The sequence below is a fragment of the Achromobacter sp. B7 genome (assembly GCF_003600685.1).
GTDB classification, from domain to species: Bacteria; Pseudomonadota; Gammaproteobacteria; order Burkholderiales; family Burkholderiaceae_B; genus Achromobacter; species Achromobacter spanius_B.
The window spans coordinates 656,327-668,697 of record NZ_CP032084.1 but is presented as its reverse complement, the minus strand read 5'-3'; the positions used below and the strand labels follow the sequence as shown (position 1 = coordinate 668,697).

The following is a 12,371-nucleotide window of genomic DNA, read 5'->3' as shown; positions in this document are numbered from 1 at the left end:
ATTGGTTTTTCCGTATTCCTTCCGACCGCAGTGCCCCTTCCTACACGGAGCGTAGTCAGATGAAATTGAACCGAATTGCAGCAGCGTTGCTAACCCTGGGTGTCGCCGGCGCCGCCCACGCGCAGGCAAAGATCAGCGACGACGTCGTCAAGGTGGGTGTGCTGACCGACCTGTCCGGCGTGTATTCCGACCTGGCCGGTAACGGCTCGGTGATCGCCGCGCGCCTGGCCGCCGAAGAGATGGGCAACAAGGTGCTGGGCAAACCGGTGGAAGTGGTGGCGGCAGACCACCAGAACAAGCCCGACGTCGCCGCCAACTTGGCGCGCGAGTGGTTTGACCAGGGCAAGGTCGACATGATCACCGACTTTCCCACCGCATCCACCGCGCTGGCCGTGATGGAAATCGCCAAGCAGAAAAACCGCGTGACGATGCCCTCGGCGGGCCTGTCCACCGCCATCCTGGGCGAAAAATGTTCGCCGCTGAATGCGCAATGGACCACCAACACGTACGCGCTTGCCGCCGGCACCGCGCGCGCGCTGGTGCAAGAAGGCAAGAAGACCTGGTACTTCATCACGGCCGATTACACGTTTGGCCATTCGCTGGAAAAGGACGCAACGGAAGTCATCAAGGAAAACGGCGGAACGGTCGTGGGCGTGTCGCGCCACCCCTTCCCCGGCAACGACTTTTCATCGTTCCTGCTCAAAGCCCAGGCATCGAAGGCCGACGTGATCGCGCTGGCCAACGCGGGCAACGACACGGTCAACGCCGTCAAGCAAGCGAACGAATTCGGCATCAACAAGAAGCAGATCGTGGCGCCGTTGCTGACGTATATCTCGGACGTGCACAGCATGGGCCTGCCCAAGGCGCAGGGCATGTACCTGACCGAAGCGTTCTACTGGGACTATGACGACGCCTCGCGCGCATGGGCCAAGAAGTTCTTCGAAAAAGCCAAGAAGATGCCGACCGCCTCGCAGGCCGGTGTGTATTCCGCCACGCTGTCCTACCTGAAGGCGATCGAAGCCGCCGGCACCGATGACGCGCCCGCCGTGATGGCCAAGCTGCGCGAGATGACCATCAACGACGCCGTGATCCGCAACGGCCATCTGCGCGCGGACGGCGCACTGGTGCACGACATGCTGCTCTTGCAGGTGAAAACGCCCGCGCAGTCCAAGGCCCCGTGGGACTACTACAACGTGAAGTCGGTACTCAAGGGCGAGGACGTGTTCCCCAAGCCCCAGGCCGCCTGCCCGCTGAACAAGTCCTAAGCCCGCGCCATGTTCGACATCTCGCTCCCCGCCCTGTTGGCCCAGTTGCTGGTCGGGCTGATCAACGGCTGCTTCTACGCCATTCTCAGCATGGGGCTAGCCATCATTTTCGGCCTGCTCAACATCGTCAACTTCACGCACGGCGCGCAGTTCATGATGGCGGCGTTCCTGGCGTGGATCGGCTTCACGCAGCTGCCGCAATTGCTGGGCCCCGGCGTGCAGGTCAACTTCTGGGCCGCGCTGATCCTGGCGCCCCTGGTGGTGGGCGCGGTGGGCGTCCTGATCGAAAAGACACTGCTCAAGCGGCTGTACCACCTGGACCACCTGTATGGGCTGCTGCTGACCTTCGGTATCGCGCTGATGATGGAAGGGGGCTTCCGTTACTTCTACGGCATTTCCGGAGTGGGCTATGAGCCGCCCGAGATCCTGCAAGGCGGCTTCGACCTGGGCTTCATGTTCTTGCCGGCGTACCGAGGTTTTGTGGTGGTGGCGTCGCTGACGCTGTGCATCGCGACCTGGTACCTGTTCGAGCGCACCCGCCTTGGCGCCATGCTGCGCGCCGGCACCGAGAACCCGAAGCTGCTACAGGCGTTCGGCGTCAATGTTCCGGTGATGATCACGCTGACGTACGGCTTCGGCGTGGCGCTGGCCGGCGTGGCGGGCGTGCTGGCCGCGCCCGTCATGCAGATCAACCCGTTGATGGGGTCCAACCTGCTGAACATCGTGTTCGCCGTGGTGGTGATCGGGGGGCTGGGTTCCATCATGGGCGCCATCGTCACCGGCCTGGCGCTCGGGCTGCTGGAAGGGCTGACCAAGGTGTTCTATCCCGAAGCGTCCACCGTTGTCGTGTTCATCGTGATGGCCGTCGTGCTGTTGATGCGCCCCGCTGGCTTGTTCGGCAAGGAGAAATAAGGTGTCGCGCATTCCGTTTTCCATTCGCATCCTGGCCTTGCTGCTGGTGCCCGCGCTGCTGGTGCCGTTCTTCCCCCAGGTCGTGTACCCGGTGTTCGTCATGAAGGTGTTGTGCTTTGCGCTGTTTGCGCTGGCCTTCAATCTGCTGACCGGGTTTACCGGCCTGGTGTCTTTCGGCCACGCCGCGTTTTTTGGCTGGGCCGGCTACGCGGCGGGGGAAATGATGATCCTGTTCGGCGCACGCGGCCTGCCGCCCGAGCTTGCCATTGTGTGCGGCGTGGCCATGGCGGCCGCCATCGGGTATGCGATAGGCTGGCTGGCCATCCGCCGCACCGGCATCTATTTCGCGATGATCACGCTGGCGCTGTCGCAGGTGGCGTACTTCATGGCGGTGCAGGTCGGCTGGACGCGCGGCGAGGACGGCATGCAGGGCATTCCGCGCGGCACGTTCCTGGGGCTGGTCGACCTGAGCGTAGACACCAACATGTATTACTTCGCGCTGGGCGTGTTCGTGCTGGGCTTTCTGTTCGTCTACCGGGTGATTCATTCGCCCTTCGGGCAGGTGCTCAAGACCATTCGGGACAACGCGCCGCGCGCCATTTCGCTAGGTTACGATACGGATCGGTGCAAGCTGCTGGCCTTCGTGCTGTCCGCGTCGGTTGCCGGCCTGGCCGGCTCCCTGAAGGCGCTGGTGCTGCAATTGGTGGCCCTGAACGACGTGTCGCTGGCCACCTCCACCGAAGTACTGCTGATGACGCTGCTGGGCGGCATCGGCACGGTGTGGGGCCCTGTCGTGGGCGCTACGCTGGTGGTCAGCCTGCAGAACTATCTTGCCACCCTGGGCGATGTTGTCACCATCGTCATCGGGCTGATTTTCGTGTTGTGCGTGTCGTTCTTCCGACGCGGGTTCGTCGGCGAATGGCTGGCGTACACGCAGTGGCGCAAAACGAAGGAAAACAATAATTGATGGCAGGAGCAGAACCCAAACGGCGCGCCGCGGACGTCGCCTACGACCAGATCGAAAGCATGATCGCCACGTTGCAATTGCAGCCTGGCAGCGCGGTCGTGGAAGCGGAACTTGTCGAGAAAACCGGCTTGGGGCGCACGCCCCTGCGCGAAGCATTGCTGCGCATGGTGGCGGCTGGCCTGATCCGCCAGGAGCCCCGGCGCGGCTTGCGCGTATCGATGATCCAGCTGGCCGACCACATGGATCTGATCCAGACGCGCCGCGCGCTGGAACAATTGATCGCCGCCAGCGCCGCCCGCCGCGCCACGCCCGCGCAGCGCACCCAGATCGTGGAATGCGCCGCGCAGATGATTCGCGCCTCGGAAGGCGGCAACCTTGACGACTACATGCACGCAGACCAATTGCTGGACCACGTCTGTCATCTGGCTTGCCGTAATGTGTCTGCCGTAAATGCGGTCGAACCGCTGATCATCCAGTGCCGGCGCTTTTGGTACGCCTATCAGCACGAAGGCGACATCGCGGAAGGCGCGCGCCGCCACATGCTGATGGCGCAAGGCATTGCCACCGGCAACGAAGCCGACGCCATCAAGGGCGCCGATTCGTTGATGGACTACCTGGAAATGTTTACGCGCAAGGTGATTGACGCGTAACGGCGGCAGCCCCCGCCGGCGCCACGGCCGGAGCGATACCGGCAGCGTCGGCCGGCGCGGCTTGCGCCTTGCCGCGTCCCAGCCATGCCATGACGCGCGGACGGGACCGGTCATAGGCCAAGTTGTACAGAAATGCGTAGGGCAGATAGAACAGCACCAACGCGATATCCAGCACAAAGGCTTCCCAAAGGCTGATGTCCAGCCACCAGGCCGCCAACGGAATCACGATCAGGATCAGGCCCAGCTCAAATCCAAACGCGTGCACCACGCGCATGCGCATGTTGCGCACGAAGCCGAGGCGGTTTTGCAGGCGGTCGAAGCCGGCGTTGTAGATCATGTTCCAGACCAGCGCGATCCAGGCGATGACGGCGGTGAGCACGCCCATTTCGAACAGCGATTTGCCCATGGCCCAGGCAGCGGCCGGCGCGCACAGGCCGATGGCCAGGATTTCAAACAGGAAGGCGTGAAAAAAACGCTCTTTGAGCGTTTTGGTGACTTGCGTTTTTTGGGTAGGGGTGTGAGTGGCTTGCATGACCCGCCTGCGGTCGGTTTGTCAGAATGGAAGCGATTTTCCACGACATTTCCGTTACGATAAAGATACTATCCATCGGAATTCCCGATAATCCATGCGCCACTCTCTTGAATCCCTGGCCGCGTTCGCCCAGGTTGCCTCTGAAGGCTCGTTCTCGGCCGCTGCCCGGAAACTGGGCAAGAGCCAGTCCACCATCAGCGAAACCATCGCCAACCTGGAAGTAGACCTTAACGTCACGCTGTTCAACCGCAGCCAGCGGCAACCCGCCCTGACCGAAGCAGGCCAGGTACTGCTGGGCCAGGCCTTGCAGGTGCTGGCCGCGAACGATCGCTTCAACCGCAGCGCCAATCAGTTGGCCGACGGGCTTGAGCCCCGGCTGACCGTGGTGCTGTCGGACACGTTCCAGTCCAAGACCTTTGAGAACATGCTCAGCCAGATCGACCAGCGCTACCCCGCGCTGCGCTTCGAATGCCTGATTGCGGAGTATGAAGACGTGGTGGCGTTGGTGCAGCAAGGCCGCGCGCACCTGGGCCTGATGGCGGCGCAAGACGACTACCCCCCGGACGTGGCGCATGCGACGCTGCCGGAACGATCCGAAATCGTGCTGTGCGTGGGTCGCGGGCACCCGCTAGCAGACCGTCCCGCCGTCAGCAACGACGAGCTCAAGACGCACCGCGAATTGCGGCTCAGCACTTACGAACTGGACGACAAGGACACGGCGCCGCCCCACGCAACGTGGTCCGCGCCCGGCTATCTGATGCTGCTGGAAATGGCCAGCCTGGGGTTCGGCTGGACCGAGCTGCCTCGCTGGATGATTCAGCGTTTTGGCCGCGACCAATTGGTGGAACTGACGGTGCCCGGCTGGCCGCGCCACATACGCGTCGACGCCGTGTGGTCTACCCGCCGCGCGCTGGGGCCGGCGGGGGCATGGTTGCTGGAAAGCCTGACCCGGGCAGACAACACGCCGGCATGATGCCCGCGCGGCGTAGCGATCAGTGCGTGGGCAGACGTGAAATGCGCACGCCGTTGGCGTTCATCCAATCACCCAGTTTGGGGCTGGCCAACACGTCGAATTCAGCGCGCCGTTGTCGCGACATGGCACTGCCCTCTTGGCTATTCATCGCGGGATGGCACATCAGCAGATCCCCATCGCGCGCATTGAACAGCCAGTTCTGCAGCAGGCCGGCATAGCGCCGCTTGCCGCCGTCGAATCCATACACGCCCAGCAGCCGGCGATTGGTGCGCAGGCCGTCGCGGCTTGCCTGACGCGCCAGCGCTGCCGCCCCCAACGCGCCGATGATGCGCGCCTTGATCGCTTCCTTCATGGGGATGCCGCTAAGCATGCCCGGCGCCGTCTGGCGCAGCCACGGGCGTCGTTCGCCAAAGCGCCGCTTCAGTTGCGCCAACACTTGATCGCGCACGCCCGGCAGCTGGTGCACGTGTTGATGGCCGTCGATATAGTCGGGCGCGCGCCCCAGGGCGGCTTCAAAGGCGTCGAACTGGCGATTCAATTGCGTTTGCACCCAGGCCGCGTCCAGTCGCCCTGTGTACGCGCTGATGATGAGCTTGCTCAAGGACGGCATCGGTTCGGCATCCGCGCCCAGCGACTCGGACAGGTTCACATGCAAGCCGATATCCACGTTGCGCGCGCCAAGCCGGCGAGCGTTGGCGGCAAACGTCGGGCCAAGCGACAAGCAGCTGACAGCGCTGATGCGCCCCATGTCGGCCAACGCAATCATGCCTTCATCGATGTCGGCATTCATGCCAAAATCGTCGCCGCAGACTATGACTCGTTTGCTCATTGCATTTCCTCGCAGTTCCATTCCACTTGGGCACTCATGCGCGCCTTGCTTCGTCAGATCAGCCTGTTTGTCGCCGTCGGATGCGCGGCTGCCGCCACCCATTGGGCGGTGGCTGTCGGCTGCGTCGAAGCCTTCGCCCTGCCCCCGCTGGCCGCCAACCTGATCGGCTGGCTGGTCGCCTTCGTCGTATCTTTTGCCGGCCACTATCGGCTTACGTTCAGACATGCCCAAATACCCTGGACCATAGCGATCCGCCGTTTCTTTTTCATTTCAGCGGCGGGCTTTTTCATCAACGAATCGGCCTACGCGCTGCTGCTGCACACCACCAGCATCCGCTACGACGTGTTGCTGGCATTGATCTTGATCGGGCTGGCGTTCGCCACATTCATCGCGAGCCGTCTGTGGGCGTTTCGCAAGCCCACCGCGTAATGGTTGCGATGCAATGCAAGGCATTGGCGGGTGCCCGCGCGCTGCGCGGCGGCGCAAGAATCAGAGGGGCCGCGCGCCGCTGTCGGCGGGCCGCCCTTGGCGGCGGCGCACCACGTACAGCGGCCGGCCTTTGACTTCGTCAAAGATGCGGGCAACGTATTCGCCCACCACACCCAACGAAATCAGATTCACGCCGGCAAAGAACAGCACGGCGGTGACGATGGTGGTCCAGCCAGACACGGGATTGCCCGACAGCAGATAATCGCCCACCAGATAAGCGGCGTAAGACATCGCCACCAACGCGAAAGCCACGCCAACCAGGCTGACCAAACGCAGCGGCCAGGTCGTGAAGGCGGTCAAACCATCCAAGGCCAGACGGAACAGGCGCAGCCCGCTGAAGCGGCTATTGCCATGCATGCGTTCGTCCGGCGTGTAGGGCAACGCTTCGCCCTTGAAACCGACCCAGGCGTACAAACCCTTCATGAAGCGCGTGCGCTCGGGCAATGCGTTCAGCGCATCGACCACGCCACGGTCCATCAGGCGGAAGTCGCCTGCATGCGCCGGCACATCCACGCCGCGCGCGCTGCTCAGCAGCTTGTAGAACCACCGTGCGCCAGATCGCTTCAACCACGACTCGTCTTGACGCGTTTCGCGCACGGCATAAACCATTTCGGCGCCTGCCGCCCAGCGTGCCAGCATCTGTTCGATCAACGCCGGCGGGTGTTGCAGGTCGGCGTCCAGGCAGATCACCGCGTCGCCGGTGGCCGCTTCCAGCCCTGCGCTAAGCGCGGCTTCCTTGCCGAAATTGCGGGATAGCTGGACGTAGCGAAAACCCTCGTGCTGAGTCCATTCGCCCATCAATGATTCCGTGCCGTCCGTGCTGCCATCGTCGGCCACGATGATTTCCCAGCGCGTGCACAGCGCCTGCAAACGGCTGCGCAACAGCGGCAACAAGACGCGCAGGTTTTCGGCTTCGTTCAGGCACGGGATGACGCACGTCACGCAGGCGTCGTAAGGCACCACGGCAGCCTTGCCGGACCAAAGCGCTTCCAGAGGATACGTTTTGGCCAGCACTTGCGAAGGAATCGGATCGGGCCGGTATTGGATGTGCATAAGACGAAAGGTCTGGGAATACGGGAATGCTATGACCGGCAGTATGCGTAGCGTCTCGTCGAATTTTCATGAAATGCCCGCAACACGGCGCCGAGGCAGGAACGCCCCCGCAGTTCCCTCTTCCGTCACTTCGCGCGCACCGGTTTTTTGACCAACCGGTCTTTATCCGACCCCTATTTCCTGACCCCATTGAACCGACGTTTCTTCCCGCATCGGTAAAATGCGCGGCTGTTTTGTCCCTACAGGTAGTCATGCAATACCGAGTCCGCCCTATGCTGGCCAGCGACGTGGACGGCATCTTGGATGCCCAGACCCTGGCCTACCCCGACTTCCTGCTTGAAAGCGCGGAGTTCTTCTTAAACCGCTTGCAGCTTGCGCCTGATCATTGCTGGGTGGCGTCCGCGCCTGACAGCAGCACCCTGCTGGGCTACCTGGTTTCGTATCCCTGGGATGCCGGGCTGCCCCCGGCGCTGGGCGTGGCGTTGACGGCATTGCCTTCGCCGGCCAAACACTGGTTCGTGCACGACTGCGCCGTGGTCCCGCGTGCGCAAGGGCATGGCGTGGCCCAGTCCCTGCTGCAAACGGGCGCTGCGCGCGCAATGCAAAGCGGCTTGCGTCGCGCCAGTCTGGTTTCATTGCAGTCCGCGGTGGGCTATTGGCTGCGCCACGGCTATCGGCCCGTGTCCGCCATGGACGGCATGCGCGATCTGGCCGACAAGTTGGCGGGCTACGGCCCCGACGCCCGCTACATGACGCGCGACTTCCCGCTGTAGCCACTTGCTGTAGCCCCTTATTTGCGAAGGCCTTGCACGACTGGCCCCGCGAGTTGCCGCTTTCCTATACATCGCCAATTCGCGGTCGTAATATAGGGCCGCAATCCCGAACGATGTGGCGGCAACGGTTCCGATAGTCCGACTTGCTGCGCCCTGCCGGGGCGCGAAGGTTCTTATGATTTCCCTTTCGCCCGTTCAATCTTTGCTTGCCTGCTGCCTGGTGCTGGTCATCGGCCGCGTGCTTACCACCCGTATCGGCATCCTGCGCCGATACAGCATCCCCGACCCTATTGTTGGCGGCCTGTTGTTCGCGATCCTGGCGTATGCGCTGGCGAACTGGGGCGGCGTCTCGGTCTCGCTGGAAACCAGCATCCGGCCCACGCTGCTGCTGCTGTTCTTCGGCTCTATCGGGCTGACCGCCAATCTGAAACTGCTGGCCAAGGGCGGCCCCCGGCTGATCGCGTTCCTGTTGGCGCTGATTCCCTTCTTGATTCTGCAAAACGCCGTCGGGCTGGGCATGGCCTGGCTGCTTGATATGCACCCGCTGATGGGCCTGCTGGGCGGCACGATCACGCTGGTGGGCGGGCACGGAACCGGCGCGGCCTATGCCACGCGCTTTGCCGACTTCAACAACATCCAGGACGTCATGGCGTTGGCCATGACATCCGCCACCTTGGGCCTGGTGCTGGGCGGCGTGGTCGGCGGCCCCGTCGCGGAATGGCTCATGCGCCGGCACAAACTGCAAGGCAGTCTGGACCACAAGGCCGGCGACGGCCAGGTCGCGCCCGACCTTGCCGAACCCGCCGAACCGCCCACCGCCGGTTCGTTCATTGTGTCGATGACCGCCGCCTTCGTCTGCCTGGTCGTCGGCGGCTACCTGGCCATGCTGGTCGAGGGCGCGCCCGTGAGCCTGCCCAACTTCTTGTGGTGCCTGGCCACCGGTGTGCTGATCCGCAACGGCGGCGCGCGCCTGGGGCTGAAGCTGGACGACCGGGCCACCGAAATCATCGGAACGATTTCCTTGTCGCTGTTCCTGGGCATGACGATGATGACGCTGGACCTGTCCAGCGTGGCCCGCCTGGCCGGCCCGCTGGCCTTGATGCTGGTCGTGCAAACCCTGTTCTGCGCGCTGTACGCTGCCTGGGTGGTGTTCCGGTTGCTCAAGCGCGACTACGAGGCGGCCATCATGTCGGCGGCGTTCTGCGGCTTTGGCCTGGGCGCCACCGCCACCGCCATCGCCAACATGCAGGCCCTGACGCGCCGTCACGGACCCGCGCCGGAAGCCTTCATCGTGGTGCCGGTCACCGGCGCGTTCCTGGTCGACATCCTGAACGTGATCGTGCTGACGTCGCTGATCTCCTTGCCCTTCGTAGGGGGGATGTGACCATGTTCAAACGCCTGGTATTGATCGCGTTCTGCCTGCTGCTGGCCGCCTGCGGCCGCGCGCCCGACGCCGACGCGCTGCGCACGGACGTCGACACCGCCCTGGCCACCACGTACGGCCAGGGCCTGTTCCGCATCACCGATCTCAAGCGCAGGGGTTCAGCCAGCGACAGCACGGCCCCCGCCGGTGAAAGCCGACGCGTGGTGTATTACGACGTCGAATTGACCTTGGGCCGGGATATGACCCTGGGTGCCTGGGACCAGCCCGGCGCGGCCTCGCTGGTGACATTGCTGGGCGCGGGCCCGCGCAGCATCATCGGCGTGAAGTCCGGCGGCAACCAGGCGGGGGACCGCATCGTCGCGCACGCCAGCGCTATCTACCGTAAAGAAGGCGATACCTGGAAGCTCATTACGCCCGCCGGTTTCAAAGCCGCCGAGGCGCCGTCGCTGGATACGGGCGCGCCCCCGCCCGTTACGCGGCAGTTGCTGGACACGCTCGACCAGATCACCCATTCCGTGGCCTACAGCGCATCGAGCACCGCGCAGAACGTGGTGCAGCAAGAGCTGGAACGCTCGGTGGCGCGCATCAACGGCCGGCTGGCGCGGTTGCAACAAGGCTATCCGCTGGCGGGTGGGCCAGACCGCGGCGAATATGTGGCGTTTGCCCGCGCGCTGAGCGCCGTGGCGCGCGCCCGGCAAATCCGCGTTACCCCGCTGATCACCGGTGGCGGCGCCGAAAACATCGCCCTGCTGCGCAGCGGCGACGCCGTGGTCGGCCTGGCGCAGGCCGACACGGCGCGCCTGGCTTACGAGGGTCGCGGCCCATTCGCCGACCAGGGGCCGTTCAGCGGCCTGCGCGCGCTGGGCAGCTTGTATCCCGAACTTGTCCACATCGTGGTGCGTGATGATCCGGCGTTGCGCAGCGTGCGCGACTTGAAGGGCAAGAAGATTGCGCTGGGCCCCGAGGGCTCGGCGGTGCGCGCCACGTTGCAAGCGGTGCTGTCCGCCCATGGCCTGGAGCCGGGGCGCGACTACACGGTCATCGACACGCCTTTCGCGGCGTCCTTGCCCGCGCTGAACGCCGGGACGGTCGATGCCGCCGCGCAGGTCATCGGCGTGCCCGCCACGCCACTGCGCGACGCGCTGACCGAGGCGCGCTTGAAGCTGCTGCCGCTGGACCCGGCCGCCATCAAGTCCTTGACCGGCAACGACAGCGCCCTGATGCCCCTGGAGATTGCCGCGGACACCTATCCCAACCAAACCGCTCCGGTTGCCACGGTGGGCACCGCCGCACTGATGCTGACCACGGCAAACCTGACCCGGGATGAAGCCTTGATGGTGGTTCGCGCCGTCTACCAGACCGGCCAGGACTTGCTGGCGGCCGGCTCGGCGCAGGGCGCGCAGGTGTCGATCGCCAATGCGCGACGCGGCCTGACCGTCCCGTTGCACGACGGGGCCGAAGAAGGCCTGGCCGCGTTGGAACTCGCCAAACCGCGCTGATCCGGATGCGCTTATGATTGCGCTCCTAATCAGGAATTTCCATGAATAAATTTGATCTTCAAAAAACCCAGGCCCTGAAGCTGGCCGGCCAGCTCAAGGCATCCGCCACCCCCGACCGCTTCGGCGTCGCTTCTCAAGCGCCCGACCGCCGCGAGCAGCGCAAGCTGGATCAGGCGGCCGGCCTGGTGCCGTTTCCGTTGAAGCTGTCGCAGGCGCACGCCGACAAGCTGCGCGCGCTGGCTGCCGAACGTGGCGTGTCCGCGAACGACATCGTGGCCGAAATCCTGCAAAAAGCGCTGGGCGAATAAGCGTTTATGCACATCTGGGTCGATGCGGACGCGTGTCCCGTGGTCATCAAGGACATCTTGTTCCGCGCCGCGCAGCGCTGGCAGGTGCCGGTGACCCTGGTCGCCAACCAGCCACTGTCCACGCCGCCTTCGCCGCTGATCCGCGCGGTGCAGGTGCCGCGCGGTTTTGACGTGGCGGACGCGCACATCGTTGAACGCGCCGAGCCGGGCGATCTCGTCATCACCGCTGACATCCCGCTGGCCGCCGACGTGCTGGCCAAAGGGGCGATGGCGCTGAACCCGCGAGGCGAACGCTATTCACCCGAAACCATCCGGGAACGGCTGGCGGTGCGCGACATGATGGAAGAATTGCGGGCAAGCGGGATCGACACGGGAGGCCCGTCGTCATTCAGCCAAGCCGACCGCAAGGCGTTCGCTAACCAGCTGGACACCTTGCTGGCACGGTTAAACAAGAAAGCGCCTGAACAGTAAAGGCCTGAACAGGGAAGGCCTTAATAAAACGTGACGTAGGCCTTGTAAATGATGGTGCCTATGGCGGTGATCAAGCCCAGGCCCATCAAGCCCATCCCGATATTGCGATCGCGCATCCCGAAACCGATCAGCATCAGCGCCACGCCCGTGACGATGATGATCAACATGGTATTGGTGTTCGGCGGCATGGACGTCTCCTATGCTCGGGCATCCGGCAGGCCGTCAAAAGGCAATTCTTTTGCAGGCGGCACCGTGAAGCCATCATA

At 64.0% G+C, this 12,371-nt stretch carries 15 protein-coding genes; 11 read left to right on the top strand and 4 right to left on the bottom strand.

The features are described from left to right. Positions 1–59 precede the first annotated feature (59 nt). From DVB37_RS03060 to DVB37_RS03045, 4 genes are read left to right on the top strand one after another with little or no spacing between them, the layout of a single operon-like run. The gene (locus DVB37_RS03060) at positions 60–1,265 is read left to right on the top strand and encodes an ABC transporter substrate-binding protein (RefSeq protein WP_104145138.1); all 1,206 of its coding nucleotides are present in this window, start codon (positions 60–62) and stop codon (positions 1,263–1,265) included. A 9-nt stretch (positions 1,266–1,274) separates the two neighbouring features. Next, positions 1,275–2,177, top strand: a complete 903-nt coding sequence (locus DVB37_RS03055) for a branched-chain amino acid ABC transporter permease (RefSeq protein ID WP_104145139.1) — start codon at positions 1,275–1,277, stop codon at positions 2,175–2,177. Position 2,178: 1 nt separating this feature from the next. Next, positions 2,179–3,144: a branched-chain amino acid ABC transporter permease gene (locus DVB37_RS03050; RefSeq protein WP_120153795.1), complete on the top strand. Its 966-nt coding sequence runs from the start codon at positions 2,179–2,181 to the stop codon at positions 3,142–3,144. Beyond that, positions 3,144–3,794, top strand: a complete 651-nt coding sequence (locus DVB37_RS03045) for a GntR family transcriptional regulator (protein WP_046806146.1) — start codon at positions 3,144–3,146, stop codon at positions 3,792–3,794. Before DVB37_RS03050 ends, DVB37_RS03045 begins: the two co-directional genes overlap by 1 nt. On the opposite strand, the gene DVB37_RS03040 is transcribed toward DVB37_RS03045, so the two are convergent. Then, entirely contained in the window at positions 3,769–4,326 is a 558-nt protein-coding gene (locus DVB37_RS03040; RefSeq protein ID WP_120153793.1) for a multidrug/biocide efflux PACE transporter, read from the bottom strand. The genes DVB37_RS03045 and DVB37_RS03040 overlap by 26 nt on opposite strands. A 94-nt stretch (positions 4,327–4,420) precedes the next feature. Between DVB37_RS03040 and DVB37_RS03035 the strand changes: the two genes are divergently transcribed. Then, a complete protein-coding gene (locus DVB37_RS03035; RefSeq protein ID WP_104145140.1) occupies positions 4,421–5,299 on the top strand; it encodes a LysR family transcriptional regulator in 879 nt (292 codons plus the stop codon). Positions 5,300–5,318: 19 nt separating this feature from the next. Here DVB37_RS03035 and DVB37_RS03030 read toward each other — a convergent pair whose 3' ends face one another. Further along, positions 5,319–6,128, bottom strand: coding sequence for a ChbG/HpnK family deacetylase (locus tag DVB37_RS03030; protein WP_120153792.1), 810 nt, complete (start codon positions 6,126–6,128; stop codon positions 5,319–5,321). Positions 6,129–6,164: 36 nt separating this feature from the next. On the opposite strand from DVB37_RS03030, the gene DVB37_RS03025 reads away from it, so the two are divergent. Beyond that, positions 6,165–6,557 carry a GtrA family protein gene (locus DVB37_RS03025; RefSeq protein WP_082134564.1) on the top strand — a complete coding sequence of 131 codons (393 nt, stop codon included), beginning with the start codon at positions 6,165–6,167 and terminating at the stop codon, positions 6,555–6,557. Between the two features lie 60 nt (positions 6,558–6,617). Here the strand turns inward: DVB37_RS03025 and DVB37_RS03020 are convergent, their stop codons facing one another. After that, the gene (locus DVB37_RS03020) at positions 6,618–7,670 is read right to left on the bottom strand and encodes a glycosyltransferase family 2 protein (RefSeq protein ID WP_046806143.1); all 1,053 of its coding nucleotides are present in this window, start codon (positions 7,668–7,670) and stop codon (positions 6,618–6,620) included. A gap of 272 nt (positions 7,671–7,942) precedes the next feature. On the opposite strand from DVB37_RS03020, the gene DVB37_RS03015 reads away from it, so the two are divergent. The 5 genes from DVB37_RS03015 (at position 7,943) to DVB37_RS02995 (ending at position 12,105) form a co-directional block, all read left to right on the top strand. After that, positions 7,943–8,443 carry an N-acetyltransferase gene (locus DVB37_RS03015; protein ID WP_104145141.1) on the top strand — a complete coding sequence of 167 codons (501 nt, stop codon included), beginning with the start codon at positions 7,943–7,945 and terminating at the stop codon, positions 8,441–8,443. 175 nt (positions 8,444–8,618) lie between these two features. Beyond that, a complete protein-coding gene (gene gltS, locus DVB37_RS03010) occupies positions 8,619–9,827 on the top strand; it encodes a sodium/glutamate symporter (RefSeq protein ID WP_104145142.1) in 1,209 nt (402 codons plus the stop codon). After that, complete coding sequence (locus DVB37_RS03005; protein ID WP_046806140.1) at positions 9,824–11,326, top strand: TAXI family TRAP transporter solute-binding subunit; 1,503 nt, start codon at positions 9,824–9,826, stop codon at positions 11,324–11,326. Before gltS ends, DVB37_RS03005 begins: the two co-directional genes overlap by 4 nt. Positions 11,327–11,367: 41 nt before the next feature. After that, positions 11,368–11,634 (top strand): hypothetical protein, encoded by a 267-nt coding sequence (locus tag DVB37_RS03000; protein ID WP_104145144.1) that lies wholly within the window; start codon positions 11,368–11,370, stop codon positions 11,632–11,634. Between the two features lie 6 nt (positions 11,635–11,640). After that, positions 11,641–12,105, top strand: coding sequence for a YaiI/YqxD family protein (locus tag DVB37_RS02995; protein ID WP_104145145.1), 465 nt, complete (start codon positions 11,641–11,643; stop codon positions 12,103–12,105). Positions 12,106–12,125: 20 nt separating this feature from the next. Here the strand turns inward: DVB37_RS02995 and DVB37_RS28270 are convergent, their stop codons facing one another. Further along, positions 12,126–12,293, bottom strand: coding sequence for a hypothetical protein (locus tag DVB37_RS28270; protein WP_046806137.1), 168 nt, complete (start codon positions 12,291–12,293; stop codon positions 12,126–12,128). Between the last annotated feature and the right edge of the window lie 78 nt (positions 12,294–12,371).

Bases quoted from the DNA above. Each gene is read 5' to 3' on its own strand.
- DVB37_RS03060 (WP_104145138.1), top strand. From the start codon at position 60: ATGAAATTGAACCGAATTGCAGCAGCGTTGCTAACCCTGGGTGTCGCC.
- DVB37_RS03055 (WP_104145139.1), top strand. From the start codon at position 1,275: ATGTTCGACATCTCGCTCCCCGCCCTGTTGGCCCAGTTGCTGGTCGGG.
- DVB37_RS03045 (WP_046806146.1), top strand. From the start codon at position 3,144: ATGGCAGGAGCAGAACCCAAACGGCGCGCCGCGGACGTCGCCTACGAC.
- DVB37_RS03040 (WP_120153793.1), bottom strand. From the start codon at position 4,326: ATGCAAGCCACTCACACCCCTACCCAAAAAACGCAAGTCACCAAAACG.
- DVB37_RS03035 (WP_104145140.1), top strand. From the start codon at position 4,421: ATGCGCCACTCTCTTGAATCCCTGGCCGCGTTCGCCCAGGTTGCCTCT.
- DVB37_RS03030 (WP_120153792.1), bottom strand. From the start codon at position 6,128: ATGAGCAAACGAGTCATAGTCTGCGGCGACGATTTTGGCATGAATGCC.
- DVB37_RS03025 (WP_082134564.1), top strand. From the start codon at position 6,165: ATGCGCGCCTTGCTTCGTCAGATCAGCCTGTTTGTCGCCGTCGGATGC.
- DVB37_RS03020 (WP_046806143.1), bottom strand. From the start codon at position 7,670: ATGCACATCCAATACCGGCCCGATCCGATTCCTTCGCAAGTGCTGGCC.
- DVB37_RS03015 (WP_104145141.1), top strand. From the start codon at position 7,943: ATGCTGGCCAGCGACGTGGACGGCATCTTGGATGCCCAGACCCTGGCC.
- gltS (WP_104145142.1), top strand. From the start codon at position 8,619: ATGATTTCCCTTTCGCCCGTTCAATCTTTGCTTGCCTGCTGCCTGGTG.
- DVB37_RS03000 (WP_104145144.1), top strand. From the start codon at position 11,368: ATGAATAAATTTGATCTTCAAAAAACCCAGGCCCTGAAGCTGGCCGGC.
- DVB37_RS02995 (WP_104145145.1), top strand. From the start codon at position 11,641: ATGCACATCTGGGTCGATGCGGACGCGTGTCCCGTGGTCATCAAGGAC.
- DVB37_RS28270 (WP_046806137.1), bottom strand. From the start codon at position 12,293: ATGCCGCCGAACACCAATACCATGTTGATCATCATCGTCACGGGCGTG.